This window comes from uncultured Phyllobacterium sp., from assembly GCF_902479695.1.
Taxonomy (GTDB): Bacteria; Pseudomonadota; Alphaproteobacteria; order Rhizobiales; family Rhizobiaceae; genus Phyllobacterium; species Phyllobacterium calauticae.
The window spans coordinates 195,995-217,140 of record NZ_CABSQF010000003.1 but is presented as its reverse complement, the minus strand read 5'-3'; the positions used below and the strand labels follow the sequence as shown (position 1 = coordinate 217,140).

22 protein-coding genes and 1 pseudogene are annotated in these 21,146 nt (G+C 59.0%); 12 read left to right on the top strand and 11 right to left on the bottom strand.

Features of this window, described 5'->3' with window-relative positions:
• The first annotated feature begins 32 nt into the window (after positions 1-32).
• On the top strand, positions 33-878 hold the full coding sequence (locus RDL77_RS03485) for an endonuclease/exonuclease/phosphatase family protein (protein WP_288191809.1): 846 nt from the start codon (positions 33-35) through the stop codon (positions 876-878).
• Here RDL77_RS03485 and RDL77_RS03480 read toward each other — a convergent pair.
• Both RDL77_RS03480 and RDL77_RS03475 read right to left on the bottom strand, forming a co-directional pair.
• Positions 850-2,310, bottom strand: coding sequence for a phospholipase D-like domain-containing protein (locus RDL77_RS03480; RefSeq protein WP_288191808.1), 1,461 nt, complete (start codon positions 2,308-2,310; stop codon positions 850-852). The genes RDL77_RS03485 and RDL77_RS03480 overlap by 29 nt on opposite strands.
• A 14-nt stretch (positions 2,311-2,324) precedes the next feature.
• Positions 2,325-3,827 (bottom strand): ATP-binding protein, encoded by a 1,503-nt coding sequence (locus RDL77_RS03475; RefSeq protein WP_374042650.1) that lies wholly within the window; start codon positions 3,825-3,827, stop codon positions 2,325-2,327.
• 242 nt (positions 3,828-4,069) lie between these two features.
• Here RDL77_RS03475 and rpmH point away from each other — a divergent pair, with 242 nt between their 5' ends.
• The 4 genes and pseudogenes from rpmH to yihA all read left to right on the top strand — a co-directional run bounded on the left by rpmH (position 4,070) and on the right by yihA (position 7,290).
• Positions 4,070-4,204 carry a 50S ribosomal protein L34 gene (gene rpmH / locus RDL77_RS03470; protein WP_040853797.1) on the top strand — a complete coding sequence of 45 codons (135 nt, stop codon included), beginning with the start codon at positions 4,070-4,072 and terminating at the stop codon, positions 4,202-4,204.
• 48 nt (positions 4,205-4,252) lie between these two features.
• Positions 4,253-4,652: pseudogene (rnpA, locus tag RDL77_RS03465) on the top strand (ribonuclease P protein component).
• A complete protein-coding gene (gene yidC / locus RDL77_RS03460; RefSeq protein ID WP_288191806.1) occupies positions 4,636-6,474 on the top strand; it encodes a membrane protein insertase YidC in 1,839 nt (612 codons plus the stop codon). The pseudogene rnpA and the gene yidC overlap by 17 nt, the downstream one beginning before the upstream one ends.
• Before the next feature lie 192 nt (positions 6,475-6,666).
• On the top strand, positions 6,667-7,290 hold the full coding sequence (gene yihA / locus RDL77_RS03455) for a ribosome biogenesis GTP-binding protein YihA/YsxC (protein WP_288191831.1): 624 nt from the start codon (positions 6,667-6,669) through the stop codon (positions 7,288-7,290).
• Positions 7,291-7,312: 22 nt separating this feature from the next.
• Here the strand turns inward: yihA and RDL77_RS03450 are convergent, their stop codons facing one another.
• Together RDL77_RS03450 and RDL77_RS03445 are read right to left on the bottom strand one after the other, a co-directional pair.
• Positions 7,313-8,032, bottom strand: coding sequence for an anti-sigma factor domain-containing protein (locus RDL77_RS03450; protein ID WP_288191805.1), 720 nt, complete (start codon positions 8,030-8,032; stop codon positions 7,313-7,315).
• On the bottom strand, positions 8,029-8,568 hold the full coding sequence (locus RDL77_RS03445) for a sigma-70 family RNA polymerase sigma factor (protein WP_223612122.1): 540 nt from the start codon (positions 8,566-8,568) through the stop codon (positions 8,029-8,031). The genes RDL77_RS03450 and RDL77_RS03445 overlap by 4 nt, the downstream gene beginning before the upstream one ends.
• Positions 8,569-8,751: 183 nt before the next feature.
• On the opposite strand from RDL77_RS03445, the gene argB reads away from it, so the two are divergent.
• Positions 8,752-9,645 carry an acetylglutamate kinase gene (gene argB / locus RDL77_RS03440; protein WP_105737814.1) on the top strand — a complete coding sequence of 298 codons (894 nt, stop codon included), beginning with the start codon at positions 8,752-8,754 and terminating at the stop codon, positions 9,643-9,645.
• Here argB and RDL77_RS03435 read toward each other — a convergent pair whose 3' ends face one another.
• A complete protein-coding gene (locus RDL77_RS03435; protein ID WP_223612120.1) occupies positions 9,646-10,128 on the bottom strand; it encodes an Lrp/AsnC family transcriptional regulator in 483 nt (160 codons plus the stop codon).
• Positions 10,129-10,250: 122 nt separating this feature from the next.
• On the opposite strand from RDL77_RS03435, the gene phhA reads away from it, so the two are divergent.
• Positions 10,251-11,084, top strand: a complete 834-nt coding sequence (gene phhA, locus RDL77_RS03430; protein WP_288191803.1) for a phenylalanine 4-monooxygenase — start codon at positions 10,251-10,253, stop codon at positions 11,082-11,084.
• Here phhA and RDL77_RS03425 read toward each other — a convergent pair.
• Positions 11,081-11,758, bottom strand: a complete 678-nt coding sequence (locus RDL77_RS03425) for a GGDEF domain-containing protein (RefSeq protein ID WP_288191802.1) — start codon at positions 11,756-11,758, stop codon at positions 11,081-11,083. The two genes, phhA and RDL77_RS03425, sit on opposite strands and share 4 nt — an antisense overlap.
• 240 nt (positions 11,759-11,998) lie before the next feature.
• Between RDL77_RS03425 and RDL77_RS03420 the strand changes: the two genes are divergently transcribed.
• Positions 11,999-12,724: a pyrimidine 5'-nucleotidase gene (locus tag RDL77_RS03420; protein WP_223612115.1), complete on the top strand. Its 726-nt coding sequence runs from the start codon at positions 11,999-12,001 to the stop codon at positions 12,722-12,724.
• An 86-nt stretch (positions 12,725-12,810) separates the two neighbouring features.
• On the opposite strand, the gene RDL77_RS03415 is transcribed toward RDL77_RS03420, so the two are convergent.
• Positions 12,811-13,653, bottom strand: coding sequence for an LOG family protein (locus RDL77_RS03415; RefSeq protein WP_223612113.1), 843 nt, complete (start codon positions 13,651-13,653; stop codon positions 12,811-12,813).
• A 153-nt stretch (positions 13,654-13,806) separates the two neighbouring features.
• Between RDL77_RS03415 and dapD the strand changes: the two genes are divergently transcribed.
• The gene (dapD, locus tag RDL77_RS03410) at positions 13,807-14,661 is read left to right on the top strand and encodes a 2,3,4,5-tetrahydropyridine-2,6-dicarboxylate N-succinyltransferase (RefSeq protein WP_223612111.1); all 855 of its coding nucleotides are present in this window, start codon (positions 13,807-13,809) and stop codon (positions 14,659-14,661) included.
• An 83-nt stretch (positions 14,662-14,744) separates the two neighbouring features.
• The gene (locus tag RDL77_RS03405; protein WP_288191801.1) at positions 14,745-16,040 is read left to right on the top strand and encodes an MFS transporter; all 1,296 of its coding nucleotides are present in this window, start codon (positions 14,745-14,747) and stop codon (positions 16,038-16,040) included.
• 5 nt (positions 16,041-16,045) lie between these two features.
• Here RDL77_RS03405 and RDL77_RS03400 read toward each other — a convergent pair whose 3' ends face one another.
• Entirely contained in the window at positions 16,046-17,074 is a 1,029-nt protein-coding gene (locus tag RDL77_RS03400; protein ID WP_288191800.1) for a 2-dehydropantoate 2-reductase, read from the bottom strand.
• 101 nt (positions 17,075-17,175) lie between these two features.
• Here RDL77_RS03400 and dapE point away from each other — a divergent pair, with 101 nt between their 5' ends.
• Positions 17,176-18,363 (top strand): succinyl-diaminopimelate desuccinylase, encoded by a 1,188-nt coding sequence (gene dapE / locus RDL77_RS03395; RefSeq protein ID WP_288191799.1) that lies wholly within the window; start codon positions 17,176-17,178, stop codon positions 18,361-18,363.
• A gap of 6 nt (positions 18,364-18,369) precedes the next feature.
• Entirely contained in the window at positions 18,370-18,981 is a 612-nt protein-coding gene (locus RDL77_RS03390) for a hypothetical protein (RefSeq protein WP_223612105.1), read from the top strand.
• Here RDL77_RS03390 and truA read toward each other — a convergent pair.
• The 3 genes from truA to fmt are packed head-to-tail and all read right to left on the bottom strand — an operon-like array spanning position 18,933 to position 21,141.
• Positions 18,933-19,718 (bottom strand): tRNA pseudouridine(38-40) synthase TruA, encoded by a 786-nt coding sequence (gene truA, locus RDL77_RS03385; RefSeq protein WP_223612103.1) that lies wholly within the window; start codon positions 19,716-19,718, stop codon positions 18,933-18,935. The genes RDL77_RS03390 and truA overlap by 49 nt on opposite strands.
• Positions 19,718-20,215: a GNAT family N-acetyltransferase gene (locus RDL77_RS03380; protein ID WP_288191798.1), complete on the bottom strand. Its 498-nt coding sequence runs from the start codon at positions 20,213-20,215 to the stop codon at positions 19,718-19,720. The genes truA and RDL77_RS03380 overlap by 1 nt, the downstream gene beginning before the upstream one ends.
• Positions 20,212-21,141 (bottom strand): methionyl-tRNA formyltransferase, encoded by a 930-nt coding sequence (fmt, locus tag RDL77_RS03375; protein WP_288191829.1) that lies wholly within the window; start codon positions 21,139-21,141, stop codon positions 20,212-20,214. The genes RDL77_RS03380 and fmt overlap by 4 nt, the downstream gene beginning before the upstream one ends.
• Between the last annotated feature and the right edge of the window lie 5 nt (positions 21,142-21,146).

Below are 21,146 nucleotides of genomic sequence, written 5' to 3'. Positions count from 1 at the left end.
CATATCTCTTATGCATGGACAGCAAGAAGCCAATGCGGCACACAAGACCCAGTGTCTCAGCCAGCATCCTCGCGGCGGTCAAGAACCGCAACAAGCGCCCGACTGGCGTGACCAAGGTCGTGCGGAACGATACCGTCATTGCGTCCTACAATGTCCATAAATGCGTCGGCATCGACAAGAAGTTCGATCCTGACCGCATTGGCCATGTCATCGGCGAACTTGGCGCAGATGTCGTCGCTGTGCAGGAGGCGGACAAACGCTTCGGCGAACGGTCCGGCCTGCTCGATCTTGCCCGGCTGGAACGCGAGAACAATCTTGTGCCCGTGCGTGTGGCATCGCTCTACCCCAAGGGACACGGCTGGCACGGCAATCTGCTGCTTTTCCGTGAAGGTGTCGTGCGGCGGGTACAGCAGCTGACACTGCCGGGGCTTGAGCCGCGTGGCGCTCTGGTGGTCGACCTTGATCTCGAAGCTGGTCCTCTGCGCATCATCGCCGCGCATCTTGGCCTGCTGCGGCATTCCCGCATGCAGCAATCCGAGGCGATCCTCGATGCTGTTCATGCGGATCCATCACGCCCGACGCTTCTGCTCGGCGATCTGAATGAATGGCGTGTCGGCAGGGGATCGTCATTGCATTTCCTGCATCCGGTCTTCGATCCGATGAAGAATGCAGTGCCCAGTTTCCCCTCGCGTTTTCCGGTTCTGGCGCTGGATCGCGTGCTCGGCCATCCGCACAGTCTGGTCACCGGCATCGAGGTGCATGACACGCCGCTTGCCCGCGTGGCATCGGATCACCTGCCGATCAAGGCCTATGTCGACCTGAAGGGGGCCCTGGCCGAAACGGCGGAAATCAGAGATAGGGCGAGCCTAGCCAGATAATCCGGTCAAGCAGCCGCACCCAGAATGAACGGGCGCGCAGGCTCTGCAACAGGACCGGCTTTGCGGTTTCAATGGCCGTCTCGATGAGCCCTTCCACTTTTTCTGCAAATGCCGCGTCTATGATCTCCAGGTCAACTTCGAAGTTGAGGCGCAATGACCGCGGATCAAGATTCGACGACCCGACATAGGCCCACTGTCCGTCAATGGCCAGAAGTTTGGAATGGTTGAAATTGCCGCTGGCCCGCCAGATGCGGCAATGGCTCTTGAGAATCTGGTCGAATTGCGCGGTCATCGCGCGATCAACGAGTTTCAGATTGTTGACCGCCGGCACGACGATATCGACCTCGACGCCCCGCCGGGCTGCGGTCACCAGAGCGCTGATCAGTTCGCGATCTGGCAGGAAATAGGGCGACATGATCCGGATATGGTTTCGTGCCACGGAAAACGCCCCCATCAACATGCGATGATTGGCTTCCACGCTCTTGTCCGGGCCGGCCGGGACAGCCCGGATAAAGACGGGATCGCCCGCCGGCGTGTCCGGCGAAGCGATCAGCCAGGGATCGCCAGCCAGCTGTTCACCCGTGGTGAAGCGCCAGTCTTCCGACGCGATATGGAAGAGGTCGGTGACGATCGGGCCGGTCAATCTGAAATGGGTATCGCGCGCATGGTCCTTGCCGGCAATTTCTTCGGAAAAACCGGCGCGAATGTTCATGCCGCCGGTAAAGGCCGTTGTCCCGTCGACAATCAGAATCTTGCGGTGGGTCCGCAGGTTCGCATAGGGCAGGCGCAAGCCGATGATGATGTTGCCGTTGAACACGTCGGAGCGCACGCCGCCTCTTTTCAGATATCCGACAATACTCGGTATGGAATAGCGGGCTCCGACAGCGTCGATGAGAACACGGACCTCAATGCCGCGCTGAACGGCAGCAATCAACGCATCTGCCACGCGAAAACCGATCTTGTCCCGGTCGAAAATGTAGGTCTCGAGCAGAATGCTGCGCTGAGCTGCGTTGATATGGTCGATCATCGAACGGTAGGCATCGTCTCCGCTTTGCAGCATGGCGACGTCGTTGCCGGTTGTCAGGCGGCAGCGGCTCACCCGGTCGCCAAGCGTTTTCATGGCAGCAAAGCGTTGCCCGAAATGCGCAAGGACATTCCCTTCGTCCGCATCGAAACGCATCAGGTGATCCTGACCGATTTCGTGCAGGAAGGCGCGCTGCGAGCTTATGGAGGAGCGCCTGATCCGGTTGATGCCGGCGACCGCATAAATGACCGCGCCGATCACCGGGGAGAGGATGATGACGCCGACCCAGCCAATGGCCGCACGCACCTCCTCCTTTGTCATGGCCGCATGGACCGCGGCGGGAACGCCGAGGACGATGGAAAGGACAAAGAAGATCTGGGGCCAGTAGGTGGGAAGATAATCACTCATTTGCGAGTGTCATATCACGATATTGAATCCCGGCGCGAGCGCCATTCGGCGAGAGAGACGGGTTGATCCGGTATGCGGATTTCAAAACTTGTTCCCGCGCCTTCGCCGCCGCGCAGTTCAATGGTGCCGCCATGCGCACGAACCAGCTCATGGACAATGGCAAGGCCGAGCCCGGTGCCACCGGAGCGGGCCGAGCCCTTGAATGCGGTGAACAGGTTCTCGCGCGCCTTGGGCGGCAGTCCCGGGCCGGTATCCTCAATGCCGATGATCGATGTGGCGCCAATTTGTCCTGCCGTAATTGTCAGCCGTTTGACGATGGAGATGTCATCACCCGTAACGCCGCTCATGGCTTGAACGGAATTGCGGCAGAGATTCGAAATCACGCGGAAGAACTGATCCGGATCTGCGTCGACCTCAAAACTCTCCGGTACGAGGTTTTTGAATTCAATCCCCGACTTTGTATCAAGATTGAGCATTTCTTCCACGTCGCTGACGATGGTGTGCAGCTTCACCCGGCGCCGCTGTGGCGGCGGCTCCTGTGTTCCGCCATAGGCAAGCACGGTCTGGGAGTAGTTGATGGCTCGGTCGATCGTCCGTACGAGTTTCGGCACCATGCGCTGAATGGCGGGGTCGCTGGCATTGGCGAGGTGATCGGACATGAGCTGGGCAGACGCAAGAATGTTGCGCATGTCATGGTTGATTTTGGAAACGGCAAGGCCAAGGTCGGCCAGGTGTTTCTGCTCGGACAATGTGCGCTGCAAGCGCTGCTGCATGTCGGCCAGCTCGCGCTGGGCAATGCCAAGCTCGTCCTCGCGATTGTCCGGCTGGATGACCCGCTGCGGATCATCCGGCTGCTGGGCAAAGGCCAGCATGTTCGCGCTCATGCGCTGGATCGGCCGGATAAGCAGGTGGCTGATGGCAAGGAAGACCAGGCCGGCGGTAATGACCGAAATGAACATCGAAATCAGCGTCAGATTGCGGGCATAACGTAACATCGCATTGCGCAGGGGCGCATCGGATGTGATGAGCTCGATGACTTTTCCCGTCTCGCCGATAGGACCGTAAACGCGGATGATGCGGTTGCCACCATTGATGAGCGTATCGAATGCGTCGCGGATCGTGGTCAACGGGTCAGTGACCGTCATGTCGATGTGCCGGTCGACCTTGGACGGCATGTCCGACACCGCCAGCAATCGCGACGCGCCCATTTCGCGCAGGGCAATCGCCTTGGTGCCCGTGGCAAGAAGCACATCGTTCTGTACGCTCTGCGGAATATCCTTGTCGTCGCTTGCCGCCAGCACGACACTCGCTGCCGCAACGGTATTGAGGCGGTCCGAAAGCCAGCGCATGCGCATATCGGCCATGGTCGGAACGAAGATCATCACTTCGGCCAGCAGGCCGAACAGGATGGTGAGGCGCAACAGCTTGCCCGAAAGGCGTTTGAGGATCGGCAAGCGCCGGCCCGCGTGCTGCATACGCGCGCCTGCCGGTTGCTGATCCTGTTGCGTTACCGCCATATTTGCTCCATCAATGCCCGATGTAGGACAAACGTTGCGCCGGTACAATAAATCACTTCCCGATTTTTGCCTATGCGTGAATTGTCCGGTATCAATTGACTTCTCGGTATCATGCCTCTATAAGCCGCGCACGTCCGGGTTGACCGCCCCGGCGGCGTGTTGTTATGCGCCAATGGCGGTCCTGATATGCTCCTGTCAAAGAACAGACCACAAGAAGGGCCGCACACCGCGGTATTAAACAAATGAAGCGTACTTATCAGCCATCCAAACTTGTCCGCGCACGTCGTCACGGGTTTCGCGCCCGTATGGCTACTGCAGGCGGCCGCAAGGTTATCGCAGCACGTCGTGCTCGCGGTCGCAAGCGGTTGTCGGCATAAGGCGTTCCGCGCAGGTTTGCGCGGTTGGCCGAAGTTGGCATTGCAGGAATGAATGATCAAAAACCACTCCGCCTTCGCAAGAGAGCGGAGTTTTTGGCTGTTCGGGCCGGAGAAAAACGCCGCGGCGGCTTTTTTCTGCTCGAAGTCAAGGAGCGCGAAGACCGGAAAGGTCCGCCGCGTGTTGGTTTTACAGTCACAAAAAAGAACGGAAATGCCGTTATCCGCAATCGCATCAAGCGCCGGCTGAAAGAGGCCGTACGCGTCAATGTTGCAGGTGACATGGCCCCCGGAACCGACTATGTGATCGTTGCTCGCCGTGACGCGCTTGATGCGCCATTTGCGGACTTATCCCGGGAACTCTCGAAACGGGTTTCCAAAAAATACCAAACCGGCGTTTCCCCAAGACATGACCGGCCCAACAGGACCCGATAATGGAAACCAATCGTAATTTCTTTATCACCATCGCCTTGTCCGTCGTTATTCTGGGACTGTGGCAGGTGTTCTATATGGGCCCCAAGATCGAGGCCGAGCGGCAGCAGGCACAGATTGAAGCCACGCGCCAGGCGCAGACCAAGGCCGCCGGGCAGCCCGCGACGCCAGCCGGTACGCCAGCAAACAATCTGCCGGCATCCACACCCGCCGCACCCGGTGCCAATATTCCCGGCCAGACACCGGATGCCGCTCAGGCCGGCAGCATCACCCGTGCCGCCGCGCTCGGGCAGACGTCACGTGTGCAGATCGACACGCCAAGCCTCAGCGGATCCATCAGCCTGACCGGCGCGCGTCTGGATGACCTGCAGCTCAAGCAGTATCATGAAACGGTCGACAACAATTCACCGACCATTCAGCTGTTAAGCCCTTCGCAAATGGCAGACGGGCAATTTGTCGAAATCGGGTTCACCGGCAACGAGACATCGGGCACGGTTCCCGGTCCGACGACCGTGTGGACAGTGGACGGCAACAGCAAGCTTAGCCCGTCGACCCCGGTTACCCTGACGTTTACCAACGAAAAGGGCCTGGTTTTCAAGCGCACCTTCAGCGTCGACGACAATTATATGTTCACGGTCAAGGATGCCGTGACGAACGGAACCTCCGTGCCGGTGTCACTGGCCTCGTACGGTCGTGTCACGCGGTTCTACAAGCCTCTGCATGCCAGCACCTATGTGTTGCATGAAGGTCCGATCGGCGTGATCGCTGGAAAGCTGGTCGAATACAAATTCGCGGCAATCGAGAAGGAAAAAGAGGTTTCTCCGGAGAAAACGGACACTGGCGGCTGGATCGGCATCACCGATAAATATTGGGCCGCTGCGCTTGTTCCATCGCAAACGAAGCCTTTCAAGGCGCGCATGTCCTACTTCGACAATGGCCGTCCGCAGTATCAGAGCGACTATCTGTCCGATCCGACAACGATTGAGCCAGGTCAATCCACAACGATCGAGAACCTCGTTTTTGCCGGCGCCAAGGAAGTTGGCAAGATCAATGGCTATATGAACAACCTGCATATTCCGTTGTTCAAGAATCTGATCGACTGGGGCTGGTTCTACTTCATCACCGAACCGATGTTCTATCTCATCGACTGGCTGTACAAGGCCATCGGCAACTTCGGCGTGGCCATTCTCGTTGTTACGGTCCTGCTCAAGGCGCTGTTCTTCCCGCTTGCCAACAAGTCCTATGCGTCGATGGCGCGCATGAAGCTGGTTCAGCCGAAGATGACCGAAATCCGCGAGAAATATGCGGATGACAAGGTCAAGCAGCAGCAGGCCATGATGGAGCTCTACAAGACCGAGAAGATCAACCCGATCGCTGGTTGCTGGCCCATCCTGATCCAGATTCCGGTCTTCTTCGCGCTCTACAAGGTGCTGTACGTCACCATTGAAATGCGCCACGCGCCGTTCTTCGGCTGGATCCAGGATCTGGCCGCGCCGGATCCGACATCGGTGTTCAACCTGTTCGGTCTCATTCCATGGACTGTTCCGGCGTTCCTGATGATCGGCGTCTGGCCGCTGATCATGGGTGTGACGATGTTCCTGCAGATGCGCATGAACCCGACGCCTCCCGATCCGACGCAGGCCATGATCTTCAACTGGATGCCGCTGATCTTCACGTTCATGCTGTCCAGCTTCCCGGCCGGTCTGGTGATTTACTGGGCGTGGAACAACTTCCTGTCGATCACCCAGCAGGGCATCATCATGAAGCGGCAGGGCGCGAAGATCGAACTGTGGGACAATCTCACGGGGCTCTTCAAGAAGAAACCCAAACCCGCGGAATAGGCGGGTTTCACTCGAATGCCGAAAGCCCCCGCGTCATACCGGGGGCTTTTCATTTGCCGGTGAACGGCGCCGTTCAGTTGACAAGGCGGCGATAACATTGAATGCAGGTGGCTGCGGCCACCCCTTGAACGGACGGAAAACAACGTGAGCGAAACCAACGACAATACGAACCGGCTGATCGAGAAGGGCCGGATGCTCTTTGCGCAGGGCTGGGTTTTCATTCGCGGCGTTCCGTCCATGAAATTCTTGCCGCCCGAAGGGCCCATCGAGATCGCCTTCGCCGGGCGCTCCAATGTGGGCAAGTCGTCGCTCATCAATGCGATCATCGGCCAGAAAGGTCTGGCGCGCACCTCCAACACGCCGGGGCGGACGCAGGAACTCAACTATTTCGTCCCGGATGGCCATTCCGGTGAAAATGGCGATCTGCCGCCGCTCGCCGTGGTCGACATGCCGGGTTACGGTTTTGCGGAAGCACCGAAGGAACAGGTCGATGCATGGACGCGGCTTGTCTTCGATTACCTGCGCGGCCGTACCACGCTGAAGCGCGTCTATCTGCTTATCGATGCCCGTCACGGTGTGAAGAAGAACGATGCGGAAGTGCTCGATCTCCTGGATCGTGCGGCGGTGTCCTACCAGATCGTTCTGACCAAGATCGACAAGATCAAGCCTGCCGGTGTGCCGCGCCTCATGGAAGAAACGGCGCAGGCCATCAAAAAGCGCGCCGCTGCCTATCCAACGATCCTTGCCACATCGTCGGAAAAGGGCGGCGGACTGGATGAGCTGCGCGCTGCAATCGCGCTTCTCCTCGAAGAATAGAGCCTTACCAGCTTCCTTGATTTCAGATGCTGCTCACAGCGCCCGCTGCGACAACAGCGCCGGTGGGCGCTCCGCTTGGAGAGCCGCCTGCCGGTTCAACCGAAATGGCCAGGGTTGTTCCATCCCGCAGCTTTGCGGCAGTTGGCGCGGGTACGTCGAACTCCGTCACCTTGGGCGATTTGAGAACGCCCAGCGACACCGGAGCGTCCTTTCCCGCAATCAGCCAGAGTTCCAGCGACTTGTTCTGCGGAATATCACCTGAAACCAGCGTAATCCTGAGCTTTCTCGACTTGCCGTCAAAAACGGCAAGGCTTCGCATTGGACCGCTGTCGCTTGCCATGGAGGCAACAAGCTGCGCAGGAGCTGGTCCGGTCTGGCGCAGAACGTACTCTCTGCCGAAGTTGAACAGGACCAGTGCAAGCGCTGCAACGGCAACCGTTCGCCAGAATGCCAGGCTGTTCCAGAAGGAGGCGCCGGCCGCCACGCGGCCCGAGTCGATGCCAAACAGGCGCTGGTCGATCTGGCTCTTCAGATGGCTGGGCGCCGTCACCGGCTGAAATTGCACGTTCAATGGGTCGAACCGGTTCTGCCAGTCGGATACGAGGCGCGCAAAGGAAGCATCGGTTTCGATGCGGCGGGCGGCATCCTGCCGCTCCTGATCCGGCAGCACGCCCAGCACATACTCGGCTGCGACGAAATCGTCGCCTTCCGGCATTGTGTCATCGGGTGGTATCGTGCTCATCGTTCCAGACATTCCTTCAGTTTCATCAGGCTGCGCCGCAGCCAGGTTCTCATTGTATTCAATGGCACCCGGTGGCGGATCGCCAGGAGATCATAGCTCTCGCCGTTCAGATAGGCGCCCCGCACGGCCGCGGCCCGGTCAGAATCCAGCTGATCGAGACACTCGTTGATGCGCTTTGTTTCACCGGATGCAATGGCAGACTGTTCGGGATTGAGGGACGGTTCCGCGAGACCGACCGCCTTTTCCAGTTCGGCTGTTGCTGGCTTGCGGGCACGCAGTACGTCAATCGAATGATTGCGCGCAATAGCCACCAGCCACGAGATGGGGCTTGTATCCGCGACGGCAAACCGGTCAGCCTTGTTCCAGATCTTGACGAAAATATCCTGCAGTGCATCCTCTGCTTCCGAGCGATTGCCCAAGATACGCAGGCATACGCCGAATAGTTTCGCGCTCGTGGAGGTATAAAGCTTATCGAACGCCGAGCGATCCCGCAAAGCGACCCGTGAAATCAGCTCTGATATGCCTTCGGGTGTCATGCGACCGGCGTTTCCAACTCTTTGACTATCCAGAGTCCTGCCCCTAAGTTAAATCTGCGGATATGTTGTCCTGTCAATGGGCCGCATGCAAAAACGTTCCCGCCCACCCTAAATCATGTTTGCCCATGACCGTCTTTAGGGTTATGAGACCCCGTCCTTTTCAAGCTGGAGCTTGCTTCCCCCATGTCCGAGACTGAGCACACCGCAGAAATTCAGGCAAGCCTTCTATCCGCGGCTCTTCCCTATATGCAGCGATACGAAAACAAGACCGTTGTTGTGAAATATGGCGGCCATGCCATGGGCAACGTGGAGCTTGGCAAGGCCTTTGCCCGCGATATCGCCCTGTTGAAGCAATCCGGTATCAATCCGATCGTTGTGCATGGCGGCGGCCCGCAGATTGCATCGATGCTTGCGCGCATGGGCATCGAATCGAAATTCGAAGGCGGCCTGCGCGTTACCGATGCGAAGACGCTCGAAATCGTCGAGATGGTTCTTGCCGGTTCGATCAACAAGGAAATCGTTGCGCTGATCAATGCGGAAGGCGAATGGGCCATTGGCCTGTGCGGCAAGGATGGCAACATGGTCTTCGCTGAAAAGGCCAAGAAGACGATTGTCGATCCTGATTCCAATATCGAGAAGATTGTTGACCTTGGCTTTGTTGGTGAACCGGTCGAAGTGGACCGCACCCTGCTGGACCTGCTTGCCCGCTCGGAGATGATCCCGGTCATCGCTCCGGTTGCGCCAGGCCGCGACGGCCATACCTACAACATCAATGCCGACACCTTCGCGGGCGCCATTGCCGGTGCATTGGCCGCTTCGCGCCTGTTGTTCCTGACGGATGTCCCCGGCGTTCTCGACAAGGACAAGAAGCTCATCAAGGAACTGTCCGTCGGTCAGGCCCGCGCGCTGATCAAGGACGGCACGATTTCAGGCGGCATGATCCCCAAGGTCGAAACCTGCATCGATGCGATCAATCGCGGTGTCGAAGGGGTCGTCATCCTCAATGGCAAGACCCCGCATTCGGTTCTGCTCGAACTCTTCACGGAACGTGGTGCGGGAACGCTGATCGTTCCCTGATCATCGTTTCAGATGGTCGAGCGGAATTTTGCCCGGCCCCTTGATGTTCTGCAGCACGAGTTGGGTGTGCACGTCACGCACACCCTTGAGGCGCATCAGCCGATGCATGACGAAATCGTTGAGATCATCGACGGTGGGCACCATCACGTGCAGCAGGAAATCGTGCTCGCCGGTCATCGTCCAGCAGGATGATACTTCGTCCATGCGCTGTATTTCCGTGATGAACCGTTCCGGCGATTCATCGCTGTGCGATGTCAGCCGCACCTGAACGAAGACTTCGACCATGAGCCCGATAGACCGGCGGTCGATCACGGCGGCAAAGCCTTTGACGACGCCGGTTTCCTGCAGGGCGTCAAAACGTCGACCGCAGGGCGTGGCCGAAAGCCCGATGGCCTGCGCCAGATCGGTGATGGGCACCCGGCCATTGTCGCGCAGGACCTGCAGCATCTTGATTTCAAATTCGTCAAATCGAGGGGATGTCACTTGTTTTTCTCCAGGATATTATATTTTCCTCTCCAGATAGTGGTTCATTGAGGCAATAAGGTCAAATTCACTCGATTTCTCGGAGTATTCTGGATGTCAGAATGGGAATCGAGGAGGAATTCATGACCATCAGTGTTGAGGCCTATGCCCGTGAATGTGCAGCACAAGGGTTGCGCGGCGACTATCATGCCTGCCAGCCGGATTTTACCGTCGAACAGCAATATGACTACTCGGCGGAAGATCAGGAGGTGTGGCGCACCCTCTGTGACCGTCAGACAAAGCTCACGTCGCGGCTTGCCCATCACAGTTACCTCGACGGCGTCGATGCGCTGGGCCTGCTCGACCGTATCCCCGACTTTCATGAAGTAAGCGAACGGCTGCGCAAATTGACGGGCTGGGAGATCGTGGCGGTCCCCGGTCTTATCCCGAACGAGCCGTTCTTCGATCATCTTGCCAACCGCCGCTTCCCGGTCACCAACTGGCTGCGCAGCAAGAAGGAACTGGACTACATCGTCGAACCGGACATGTTCCATGACTTCTTCGGCCATGTTCCCATTCTCAGCCAGCCGGTGTTTGCGGATTTCATGCAACTCTACGGTGAAAAGGGTGCCGCTGCGGTTCGAATCGGCGGTGAACAGATGGTCGCACGACTTTACTGGTATACGGCTGAATTCGGTCTGATGCAGGAAGAGGGCGCCCCGCTCAAGGCTTTTGGCGCCGGCCTTATGTCATCGTTCAGCGAATTGCAGTTTGCGGTCGAAAGCCCGGATGCCCACCACGTTCCATTCGATCTGGAAACGGTCATGCGGACCGCCTACGAGATCGACAAGTTCCAGCGCGCCTATTTTGTTCTCCCAAGCTTTGCCGCGCTGCGCGATGCCTTCGAAACCGCCGATATGGCCACCCTTGTTGCCCGGTGGAAGGACAGCCCGCCGCTGGACCCGTCGGCAATCTAGGCCGCGGTTTTCATCGCTGGTTTCACGATGACGCAGTTGCGGCCATTGCGCTTGGCCTCGTAAAGCCGGCGATCGGCGGTCTGGAAATGATCGGCGATCGCCCCTGTCGAGACATCGATCACCCCGCCAATGCTGACGCTGAGCGGAACCCGCTCATTTTCAGGCGTCCGGAATTCAATCAACGTCACATCTTTGCGAATGATTTCGGCAATGGCGCGCACCTCATCCTCGTGTTCCGTCGCCAGGAAAACCGCAAACTCTTCGCCGCCGATGCGGCCGATGCTGTCGTTCTCGCCGATGCTGCGTGATATGCAGTGGGCAATGGCGGTCAGCGCGCCGTCGCCATTGTAATGGCCGTGCTGGTCGTTGATTTTCTTGAAATGATCCGCGTCAATGATCAGCAGGGATCCGGGTATCTGCCGGCGGACCCTGTCCACATGGGTGAAAAAAGCTTCACGGTTGAGCAGGCCCGTCATGCTGTCGCGCGAGGCTTTCTCCAGAAGCTTGGCATTGGTTTCCTCAAGCTGCAGCATAACCTGACTGAGTTGAAGCAGGGTCACGCGCAGTCGCTCGGACTGCCGGAACACCATCAGCGAGATCGGCGGGGTAATCGTCAACGGACAGATCGTGGCGATCACGAAGCCCATTTTGTTGTGCATGTCGAAAGCACTCATGATGCTCCCGGTGATCAGCAAAGAACAGACAATCGCGATCAGTGTGACAAGCGCACATTTGTACAGAATTCTGAACATTTCACCCCTAATGCTGCTACCTGATTACTATGCTGCATTCATGAAGCGGCTGTTAGCGGAAAATGTAAAAACGGTCGTAGTTCGGACTTTTTTCGTCTATTGAGTCGTTATGGCAACAGACTGCCTGTCCCGTTACCGATGTCCCTGCAATGGCGAGTATGCATGACGAAAAATCCCGATCCTCTGAATTTTGCCCATGTAACGGACTGGGTGTTCGATCTGGACAACACGCTTTACCCGCATCATTCCAATCTGTTTTCGCAGATCGACGTGAAGATGACGGGCTATATCGCGGATCTCCTGCAACTTTCCCACGCGGATGCCCGCCAGATGCAGAAGCAGTTCTACAAGGATTACGGGACGACCCTCAAAGGGCTGATGGATCGCTACAACATCGATCCGGACGACTTTCTGCAGAAGGTCCATGATATCGATTATTCATGGCTGGTTCCCAATCCGGCACTGGCCATGGCGATCAAACATCTGCCGGGGCGCAAGTTCATTTTCACCAACGGTGACCGTGGCCACGCGGAGCGGGCGGCACGGCAACTCGGTGTGCTCGACCAGTTCGACGATATTTTCGATATTGTCGCGGCCGAACTGATGCCCAAGCCGGCGCGGCAGGCCTATGACCGTTTTCTTGATCTGCACGGGATTGATGCCAAGAGCAGCGCCATGTTCGAGGACCTCGCGCGCAATCTGGTCGAGCCGAAGGCGCTCGGCATGAAGACAGTCCTGATCGTGCCGCACAATTTCGAGCCGACGTTCTCCGAGATATGGGAACGCGATCCGGACTATACCGATCATGTCGATTACGTGACCGACGATCTCGCGTCGTTCCTCAATGCGATCCAGCCGGGGCAGGTCCGCGCAGGCATGCCCGCCTGAAGCGATTTACATCGGTCGAAGCGGTCATCGACGCTGCGGGGTATCAGGTCCTGGCCCGGCTCCCGCAGCCGCGATGAGGCAGAGGGTCAGGGCAGCTCGTAGAAGGTCTTGATCACGTCCCACGCTTCTTCGGCGTCATCGACAAAGGTGATCAATTCCCTGTCCGACGGCGAAATGACACCCTGTTCGGCCAGGAATTCAAAATTGATCGCCTTTTCCCAGAATGACCGGCCGAAGAGGAGGACCGGGATGCGCTCCATGCGCCCTGTCTGGATGAGTGTCAGCGTCTCGAATGTCTCGTCCATGGTGCCGAAGCCGCCGGGGAAAATCGCAAGCGCTTTTGCCCGCATCAGGAAGTGCATTTTCCGGATGGCAAAATAGTGAAAGTTGAAGCAGAGCTCGGGCGTCACATATTCGTTCGGCGCCTGTTCGTGCGGCAGGACGATGTTGAGACCAATGGTCGGCGCTCCGATATCGGCGGCGCCGCGATTGCCCGCTTCCATCACGCCGGGACCGCCGCCGGTAACAACGACAAACTCGCGGTTGTAGGTGGTCGCGGAATAGGTCGAGCACAGCTGGGCGAACTTGCGCGCCTCGGCATAATAGCGCGAATTGGCTTCAAGGTTCTTCTTCTGCACTTCGTTCTTCGCGGCCCAGGCTTCACCGCCGGGCTCGGGAATACGCGCGCCGCCGAAAAGCACGACTGTCGAACGGATACCCCGCTGGGTCAGTGCCATTTCCGGTTTGAGCAATTCAAGCTGCAACCGTACTGCGCGCAGATCGCGGCGTGTCATGAACTCCGGATCGGCAAAGGCAAGACGATAGGTGTCCGATTGTGTTTGCGGGGTCTCGGGAGCGGTCTCTACCCGCCGTACGGCTTCGGTGGAGTGGGAAAATGGCGTCCAGCCGTTTTTTTCATCGGTATTCAATTATATTCTCCTTCTGCGGACGCAAGTGACGCTTACAGACATTAAATCCTATTCGTCGTCCAACATTGTGGCGCTGCGATTGACCCTCTCACAGACTTATCTTACTAGGCCTTACATCAGCCTTAACCGCCCGTGCAATGGAGTGACCTGAAAATGTCCAAGCCCGACCTGGCCAGTCTTGAAAAGACCATCAACAAGGCCTTTGACGAACGCGATGCCGTGAACACCGAAACGCGCGGCGAAATACGCGACGCGGTTGACACATCATTGCTGCTTCTCGACAGTGGCGAAGCCCGTGTTGCCGAACGGCAGGCGGATGGTGCATGGACCGTCAATCAGTGGCTCAAAAAGGCAGTGCTCCTTTCCTTCCGTCTCAATCACATGGGCATCATCGATGGTGGACCTGGCGGTGCACCGTGGTGGGACAAGGTTCCCTCCAAGTTTGATGGCTGGGGTGCGACCGAGTTCAGCAAGGCGGGCTTCCGCACGGTGCCGAGCGCGATTGTCCGCCGTTCAGCCTATATTGCTCCCGGTGCCATCCTGATGCCTTCCTTCGTCAATCTCGGCGCCTATGTCGGCGAGGGGACGATGGTGGATACATGGGCCACGGTGGGCTCCTGCGCGCAGATCGGCAAGCATGTGCACCTTTCCGGCGGCGTCGGCATCGGCGGCGTTCTTGAGCCCATGCAGGCAGGCCCGACCATTATCGAAGACAATTGCTTCATCGGCGCCCGCTCGGAAGTGGTCGAAGGCTGCATCGTGCGCGAAGGCGCGGTCCTCGGCATGGGCGTGTTCATCGGCAAATCGACAAAGATCGTCGACCGTGCCACCGGCGAGATTTTCTATGGCGAGGTACCACCTTATTCGGTCGTTGTCGCGGGCACCTTGCCGGGCAAGCCTTTCCCGAACAATGAACCGGGCCCGAGCCTCTATTGCGCCGTCATCGTTAAGCGCGTCGACGAGAAGACCCGCTCCAAGACCTCGATCAATGAATTGCTGCGTGACTGAATAGGCGATTTACATCTGGACAGACGGAGATTCCCGACAGAAGCTGGTACCCAAGCCCATTCCATCTCAGCTGAGGTACCAGTATGACTGTGCAGGCTTCCCTTCTGACCCGCGATTATGACGCCAAGCGGCGCCATGCCATTGCCGCCGCCACCATCGGCAATGGCCTCGAATGGTTTGATTTTACCGTCTACGGCTTCTTCACGCCGATCATCGCGCGCTTGTTCTTTCCCGCGATCAATGACCTGACCTCGATCCTGCTCACGGTCGGCACCTATGGTGTCGGCTTTTTCATGCGTCCGGTCGGGGCTGTGGTTCTCGGTGTCTACGCCGACCGGAAGGGGCGGAAGGCGGCACTCACCCTGACAATCCTGATGATGGCGTTCGGCACGGCACTGCTCGGCTTTGCGCCGACCTATGCGCAAGCAGGCATTGTCGGACCGCTGGTTATTGTTCTGGCGCGGTTGATCCAGGGCTTTTCCGCCGGTGGGGAGATTGGCGGCGCGACAGCTTTTCTCATCGAGTATGCGCCGCCGGAAAAACGCGGGTTCTATGCCAGCTGGCAGCAGACAAGTCAGGCGCTTGCCGTCGTGCTCGGTGGTATCTGCGGCACGATCGTCACGCACGCGCTTGATCCGGCAGCCATCGACAGCTGGGGCTGGCGTGTGCCGTTCCTTCTGGGTTTGCTGATCGGACCAGTCGGATTCTACATCCGCGCCCGCGTCGACGAGACGCCGGTCTTTACCGACAGCCACACGCAGAAGAGCGAGTCGCCGCTGCGTGACGCCCTCAGGGATCATCCGCGCGATATCGCATCCGGCTTTGGCGTCACCATTCTCTGGACGGTATGCACCTATGTGCTGCTGTTCTACATGACGACCTATGCGGTCAAGCAGCTCAACATTCCGCTCGCCGATGCATTCGTTGCCACGACCATTGGCGGGCTGGTGCTGATGCTGGGTTGTCCCATTGCGGGGGCCATATCGGACCGGGTGGGGCGCAAGCGGCTGTTGCTGGCCGCCGCCATTGCCATCGGTGTTTTGATCTATCCGCTGTTTGCCTGGGTCAATGCCAAGCCCGATCTGATGACCCTGGCCATTGTCCAGGGCATTCTCGGGCTGCTTCTCGCCGCATTCACCGGTCCGGCACCGGCGCTGCTGGCCGAGCAGTTTCCCGCCGGGCTGCGCTCCACCGGGCTGTCACTGGCCTATAATTTCGCCGTGACGATTTTCGGCGGTTTTGCCGCTGTCATCGTCACGCTCCTGATCGAGGCGACAGGTACGAAACTGGCTCCGAGTTTTTATGTGATGGCGGCGGCGCTGGTGAGCGCGCTGACGCTTCTGACCATGAAGGACAAGACGGGAAAGCCGATCGACTGAATCGTTTACGCGACGAATTTCTGGCGGATCTCGGCCACCGCATGGCAGCGGACCGGCTGCCCCTCAGCCTGTTTGACGCAGGCAATGACCTTTTGCGCCAGGGGCGTGGGGACATTCTTTTTCCGAGCCAGTTCCACGATGACACCCTGGAGGTAATCGATTTCGGTGGTCCTGCCGCGGGAAAAATCCTCCCACATGGATGAGCGGGCACGCGGGTCGATGGCCAGCATCCTGCGGGCGATGCGGCGGAAGAGAAAATCGGGCAATCGCAGAATCCATGGGAGTATTGCGGGTGATACGCCCTGGACCGGGGCTGCAACAATGCCATGTGCGCGCATGACCTTGAGGCCTTCGCCCATCTGATCGGCAAGCAAGACGCGCCAGTCGCGGTCTGCAAGCTGTGCGGCAAGCGGCAGGTTTGATAGGGCGTTGAGTGCGTTGTTCAGGTTCATCATCAGCTTGCCCCAGAGAATGCCTTGCATATTGTCGTGGTGGCTGACCGGAAGGTCCGGCGTCGACAGGGCTTCGGCCAGGCCTTCGACCTTGTTCTCGACAAGGATCGTGCCCTGCGTGGTGCGGCGTACGCTCAGCGGGAGTGCGCCCGCATCCGATTGGACAACGTTGAAAGGCACCATCCCGGCAATCACCGTCATGCTCTCCGGGAGGTTCTTTTGCAGAACGTCGGCGTTGCCAACGCCGTTCTGCAGGCTGACGACAATGCTGTCTGCAGGAGCGTATCTGGCAATCAGCCCCGCCATCTCTTGCGTCGCGCCGCTCTTGACCGCAACGAGAATGATCCGCGCCTTGTCGAAGGCAGTGGCAGGGTCCTGCGTGAGGGAAAGCCGGTCCGGGGATAGCAACCGCTCCGTGCCGTCGAGATTGACCACCTTCAGGCCGGCGCGCCGGATTTCGTCCGCCACGCGGGGCCGCGCCAGGAACGTGACTGCCTTTCCAGCGGCGGCAAGCTGCCCGCCGACATAGCAGCCAATGGAACCGGCACCTGCGACAACAATGCGGCTGGCGTTTTCAAGCATTGGCGGGCCCCTGTTTGACGCAATCGTCAGCCATTAAAACAGATGCACGCATTGTGATCCAGTGCGTGACAGGATGCTGCTTTTGGATTATCGCTTTGCACATGACATCCTCGACAGATCCCGTAAAAAACCTCGCCCAACTCATTGCTTGTCCGTCGGTTACGCCAGCGGAGGGCGGTGCTCTCACCACGCTCGAAGCCCTGCTGGCGCCGCTGGGCTTTTCCGTCGAGCGCCCCACCTTCAGCGAAGACGGGACGCCGGACGTGGAAAACCTCTACGCCAGACGTTCGGGCAACGGGCCGCATCTGATGTTTGCCGGTCATACCGACGTTGTACCCGTCGGTGACGCGGCGGCCTGGACCTACCCGCCTTTTTCGGCGGCGATCCACAAGGGCGAGATGTACGGTCGCGGTGCGGTGGACATGAAGGGCGGCATCGCCTGCTTTGCCGCCGCCGTTGCCCGCCATATCGCGAAGAACGGTGCGTTGAAGGGCTCGATTTCCTTCCTGATCACCGGCGATGAGGAAGGCCCGTCGATCAACGGTACCGGCAAGTTGCTAGAATGGGCCAAGGCGAGGGGCGAAACCTGGGATGCGGCCATCGTCGGCGAGCCGACCAATCCCGACAAGCTTGGCGACATGATCAAGATCGGCCGGCGCGGTTCGCTTTCGGGAACAATCACCGTCCATGGCGTCCAGGGGCACGCGGCCTATCCGCATCTGGCAGACAGCCCGGTTCGCGGGCTGGTGACGCTGGTGGACAGCCTGCTTTATCCCGCTTTCGACAAGGGGACGAAGAACTTTCAGGCGACCAACCTGGAAGTCACGACGATCGATGTCGGAAATCCGGCGGTGAACGTCATCCCGGCCAAGGCAACCGCAACGTTCAATATCCGTTTCAACGACACATGGACCGATGAGACGCTGATGGCGGAAATCCACAACCGTCTCGACAAGGCATCCGGACGCCGCAAGCTGCGGCCGGGCCGGAAAACGCCGGTCAATTACGAGCTTGTCTGGCGCGACCGGCCAAGCCACGTCTTTCTCACCCATGATGAAAAACTTATCGGCACGCTGACGGCTTCGGTCGAGGCCGTGACCGGCAAGCGGCCGCAGCTGTCCACCTCGGGCGGCACCTCCGATGCGCGCTTTATCAAGGATTATTGCCCGGTGGTCGAATTCGGGCTCGTGGGGCAGACCATGCACATGGTGGATGAGCGCGTGGCGGTCGCAGACCTGGAAACGCTGACACAAATTTACGAGCGGTTCATTGCCGACTTTTTTGCCTGAGCGACCATGCTGAATTTTGAAGACATCCAGCGTTATTTCTGGGGCTCGTGGCGGATCATGAACGGCCATGCCGACGGTCTGGAATTGTTCGACCTTTCCGAAGACGGTTTCTGGCAATCATTCCAGGCCATCACGGTGTCGCTGCCACCCCTGATTTTGAGCTGGATTGTTTTTGCCAATGATGCGGTGGCCTTCCGGCCAGAAACCGGAACCCGGTTGTCCCTGATCGGCCGGATCGCCTTTGTCGATTTGACCGCGTGGGTCCTGCCATTGGTGGTGCTGCTTTTTGTTGCACCGCGAATTGGCCTGCGCAACCGTTTCAGTGTCTATGTGATCACCAGCAATTGGGGTTCCGCATTGGTGAACTGGCTGGTTGTGCCCGCCACACTGGTTCATATTTTCATGCCGACCCGGCCGCAGCTCTCGCTGGGTGTCGACCTCGTCCTCAACGCCGTTGCGCTTGTTTTGACCTATCGATTGACGCATGTGGCATTGAAGAAAACCTATGCCTATACGACTGCGTTCTTCGCCATTCTGGTCACGGGATATATTGTTCTGGTGGTTGTTCTTCAGAGTGTGCTGGGCATTGCCATGCCGGAGCCGGTCACACTCGGATAATCCACGCCGACGAGGTAGAGCCCGTAAGGCGGCGCGACAGGGCCGCAGGCCTTGCGGTCCCGGGCCGCAAGGGCATCGCTCACATCATCGGCTGTCCAGCGCCCGCAACCCACTTCGTTCAACGTTCCCGCAAATGAGCGGATCTGGTTGTGCAGGAACGAGCGCGCGGATGCCCTGATTTCGATGATTTCCCCGTTGCGAAGCACACTGAGGTGATCGAGCGATTTGACCGGGCTTTTTGCCTGGCACTGGGTGGCGCGAAAGGTCGTGAAATCATGGGTTCCGACCAGCCGTTGTGCCGCCTCGTGCATTGCCACCGCATCGAGCGGCTTCTTCACCCACCACGCGCGGAATGCTTCCAGCGGTGCTGGCGGACGGCGATTGATGATACGGTAAAGATAATGCCTGCCCGTCGCGGAGAAACGCGCATCGAAATTCTCGGTCATCCGCTCGACATTGATGATCCCGACCGTTTCTCCGGCCACGACCAGATGGGCGTTGAGCGCCTCGCGCACCTTGGCGCTGCTCCAGTCCTTGGTCAGATCCACATGGGCAATCTGGGCAATCGCATGCACGCCGGAATCGGTGCGGCCCGCTGCGCCAAGGGAGATGGTTTCGCCGCAGAACTTGAAGATGGCCTGCTCGATGGCTGCCTGAACGGTATGGCCGTTTTCCTGTCGCTGCCAACCCGCATAGGGGGTGCCGTCATATTCGATGGTGAGCTTGTAGCGCGGCATCAACGGCCCTCGAACGCTCTGGAATAGACCAGCGTTCCCGACAGAGGTGCATCAGCGAAAGCCAGCGCCTGGAGATACTCGCCCTGATATTGGCTGGCAAAACCCGATGCCCGTGCATTCGTATAGCCGAAGCGGCCGTAATAGGCGGGATCGCCGAGGACAATGGAAAGGGTTTCGCCCATGAGCACCAATTCCTGATGCGCGGCCCTGATCAGTGCCGATCCGACGCCTTTGCCCTGGTGACCTGAGACGACACTGAGCGGCGCCAGTGCAACCGCGTCAAAGCTGGTTCCATTCTCAACGCGCAGCCTTGAAAAAAGGATGTGGCCCGCCAGGGCACCACCGAACTCCGCAACCAGTTCGAGCACGATATCGCCGTTGCTACTGAGTTGCTCGACCAGCCTTGCCTCATCCGGTCCCGCAAAAGCGTCTTCGACGATAGCGGAGATCAACGCGCGGTCCGCGGGCTGTACGCGACGAATGGTGATGCTGCTCATGGCAGCTTTGCCCCTTGCGCAATCTTGGCGCCGCGCTGGAATTCCTGCCCGTCCATCGCCTTGCCGCCCGCCCGCTGCAGCGCGCGCAAACGCACTGCACCTTCTCCGCAGGCAATGCGCAGATCGTCATCAAGCACCGTGCCCGGCACGCCGGCACCGGTTGCAAGCAGCGAGCGCAGCAACTTGACGCGTTCGAGGCCGTCACCGATCTCCATCTCGCACCAGGCGCCCGGAAACGGTGCCAGACCGCGAATACGATTGTGGATGTCAATGGCCGGCAGGGTCCAGTCGATGCGGGTTTCAACCTTGGTGATCTTCGACGCGTAGGTGACACCGTCTTCCGATTGCGGTGTCAGGGTGAGGCTGTCCCGTTCCAGCGCGGCCATGGCGCGCACCATCAGGTCGGCGCCGATCATGCTGAGCTGGTCGTGCAGCTCGCCCGCGGTCGTGTCGGGTGTGATCTTGACCTTTTCGGCCATGGCGACCGGGCCGGTATCCAGCCCCTCATCCATTTTCATGATCATCATGCCGGTTTCGCTGTCGCCCGCCATGATGGCCCGCTGGATCGGTGCGGCGCCGCGCCAGCGCGGAAGAAGCGAGGCATGGCCGTTGTAGCAGCCAAGGCGCGTGCCTTCGAGAATGGCGGTAGGCAAGATCAGGCCATAGGCCACCACGATGGCAACGTCCGCATTGAGATCGCGGAACGCCTGCTGTTCCTCGGGGCTGCGAAGGCTTTTGGGCGTGCGCACTTCAATGCCGAATTCTTCGGCATTGCGATGAACGGGCGAGGGGGTCAGTTCCAGTCCGCGCCGGCCTGCCGGACGCGGCGGCTGACTGTAGACGGCGACGATCTCATGGCCCTGGCCAATGAGCGCGTTGAGAACCGGCACGGAGAATTCCGGGGTTCCCATGAAGACGATACGCAGGCTCA

Excerpts from the sequence above, each read along its gene's own strand:
- phhA (WP_288191803.1), top strand. The coding sequence starts at position 10,251 with ATGACCATCAGTGTTGAGGCCTATGCCCGTGAATGTGCAGCACAAGGG.
- RDL77_RS03390 (WP_223612105.1), top strand. The coding sequence starts at position 18,370 with ATGCTGAATTTTGAAGACATCCAGCGTTATTTCTGGGGCTCGTGGCGG.
- yidC (WP_288191806.1), top strand. The coding sequence starts at position 4,636 with ATGGAAACCAATCGTAATTTCTTTATCACCATCGCCTTGTCCGTCGTT.
- rpmH (WP_040853797.1), top strand. The coding sequence starts at position 4,070 with ATGAAGCGTACTTATCAGCCATCCAAACTTGTCCGCGCACGTCGTCAC.
- RDL77_RS03425 (WP_288191802.1), bottom strand. The coding sequence starts at position 11,758 with ATGAGTGCTTTCGACATGCACAACAAAATGGGCTTCGTGATCGCCACG.
- RDL77_RS03380 (WP_288191798.1), bottom strand. The coding sequence starts at position 20,215 with ATGAGCAGCATCACCATTCGTCGCGTACAGCCCGCGGACCGCGCGTTG.
- dapE (WP_288191799.1), top strand. The coding sequence starts at position 17,176 with ATGACATCCTCGACAGATCCCGTAAAAAACCTCGCCCAACTCATTGCT.
- RDL77_RS03475 (WP_374042650.1), bottom strand. The coding sequence starts at position 3,827 with ATGGCGGTAACGCAACAGGATCAGCAACCGGCAGGCGCGCGTATGCAG.
- RDL77_RS03485 (WP_288191809.1), top strand. The coding sequence starts at position 33 with ATGCGGCACACAAGACCCAGTGTCTCAGCCAGCATCCTCGCGGCGGTC.
- RDL77_RS03445 (WP_223612122.1), bottom strand. The coding sequence starts at position 8,568 with ATGACACCCGAAGGCATATCAGAGCTGATTTCACGGGTCGCTTTGCGG.
- RDL77_RS03405 (WP_288191801.1), top strand. The coding sequence starts at position 14,745 with ATGACTGTGCAGGCTTCCCTTCTGACCCGCGATTATGACGCCAAGCGG.
- argB (WP_105737814.1), top strand. The coding sequence starts at position 8,752 with ATGTCCGAGACTGAGCACACCGCAGAAATTCAGGCAAGCCTTCTATCC.
- dapD (WP_223612111.1), top strand. The coding sequence starts at position 13,807 with ATGTCCAAGCCCGACCTGGCCAGTCTTGAAAAGACCATCAACAAGGCC.
- RDL77_RS03450 (WP_288191805.1), bottom strand. The coding sequence starts at position 8,032 with ATGAGCACGATACCACCCGATGACACAATGCCGGAAGGCGACGATTTC.
- truA (WP_223612103.1), bottom strand. The coding sequence starts at position 19,718 with ATGCCGCGCTACAAGCTCACCATCGAATATGACGGCACCCCCTATGCG.
- RDL77_RS03400 (WP_288191800.1), bottom strand. The coding sequence starts at position 17,074 with ATGCTTGAAAACGCCAGCCGCATTGTTGTCGCAGGTGCCGGTTCCATT.
- RDL77_RS03480 (WP_288191808.1), bottom strand. The coding sequence starts at position 2,310 with ATGAGTGATTATCTTCCCACCTACTGGCCCCAGATCTTCTTTGTCCTT.
- RDL77_RS03420 (WP_223612115.1), top strand. The coding sequence starts at position 11,999 with ATGACGAAAAATCCCGATCCTCTGAATTTTGCCCATGTAACGGACTGG.
- yihA (WP_288191831.1), top strand. The coding sequence starts at position 6,667 with ATGCTCTTTGCGCAGGGCTGGGTTTTCATTCGCGGCGTTCCGTCCATG.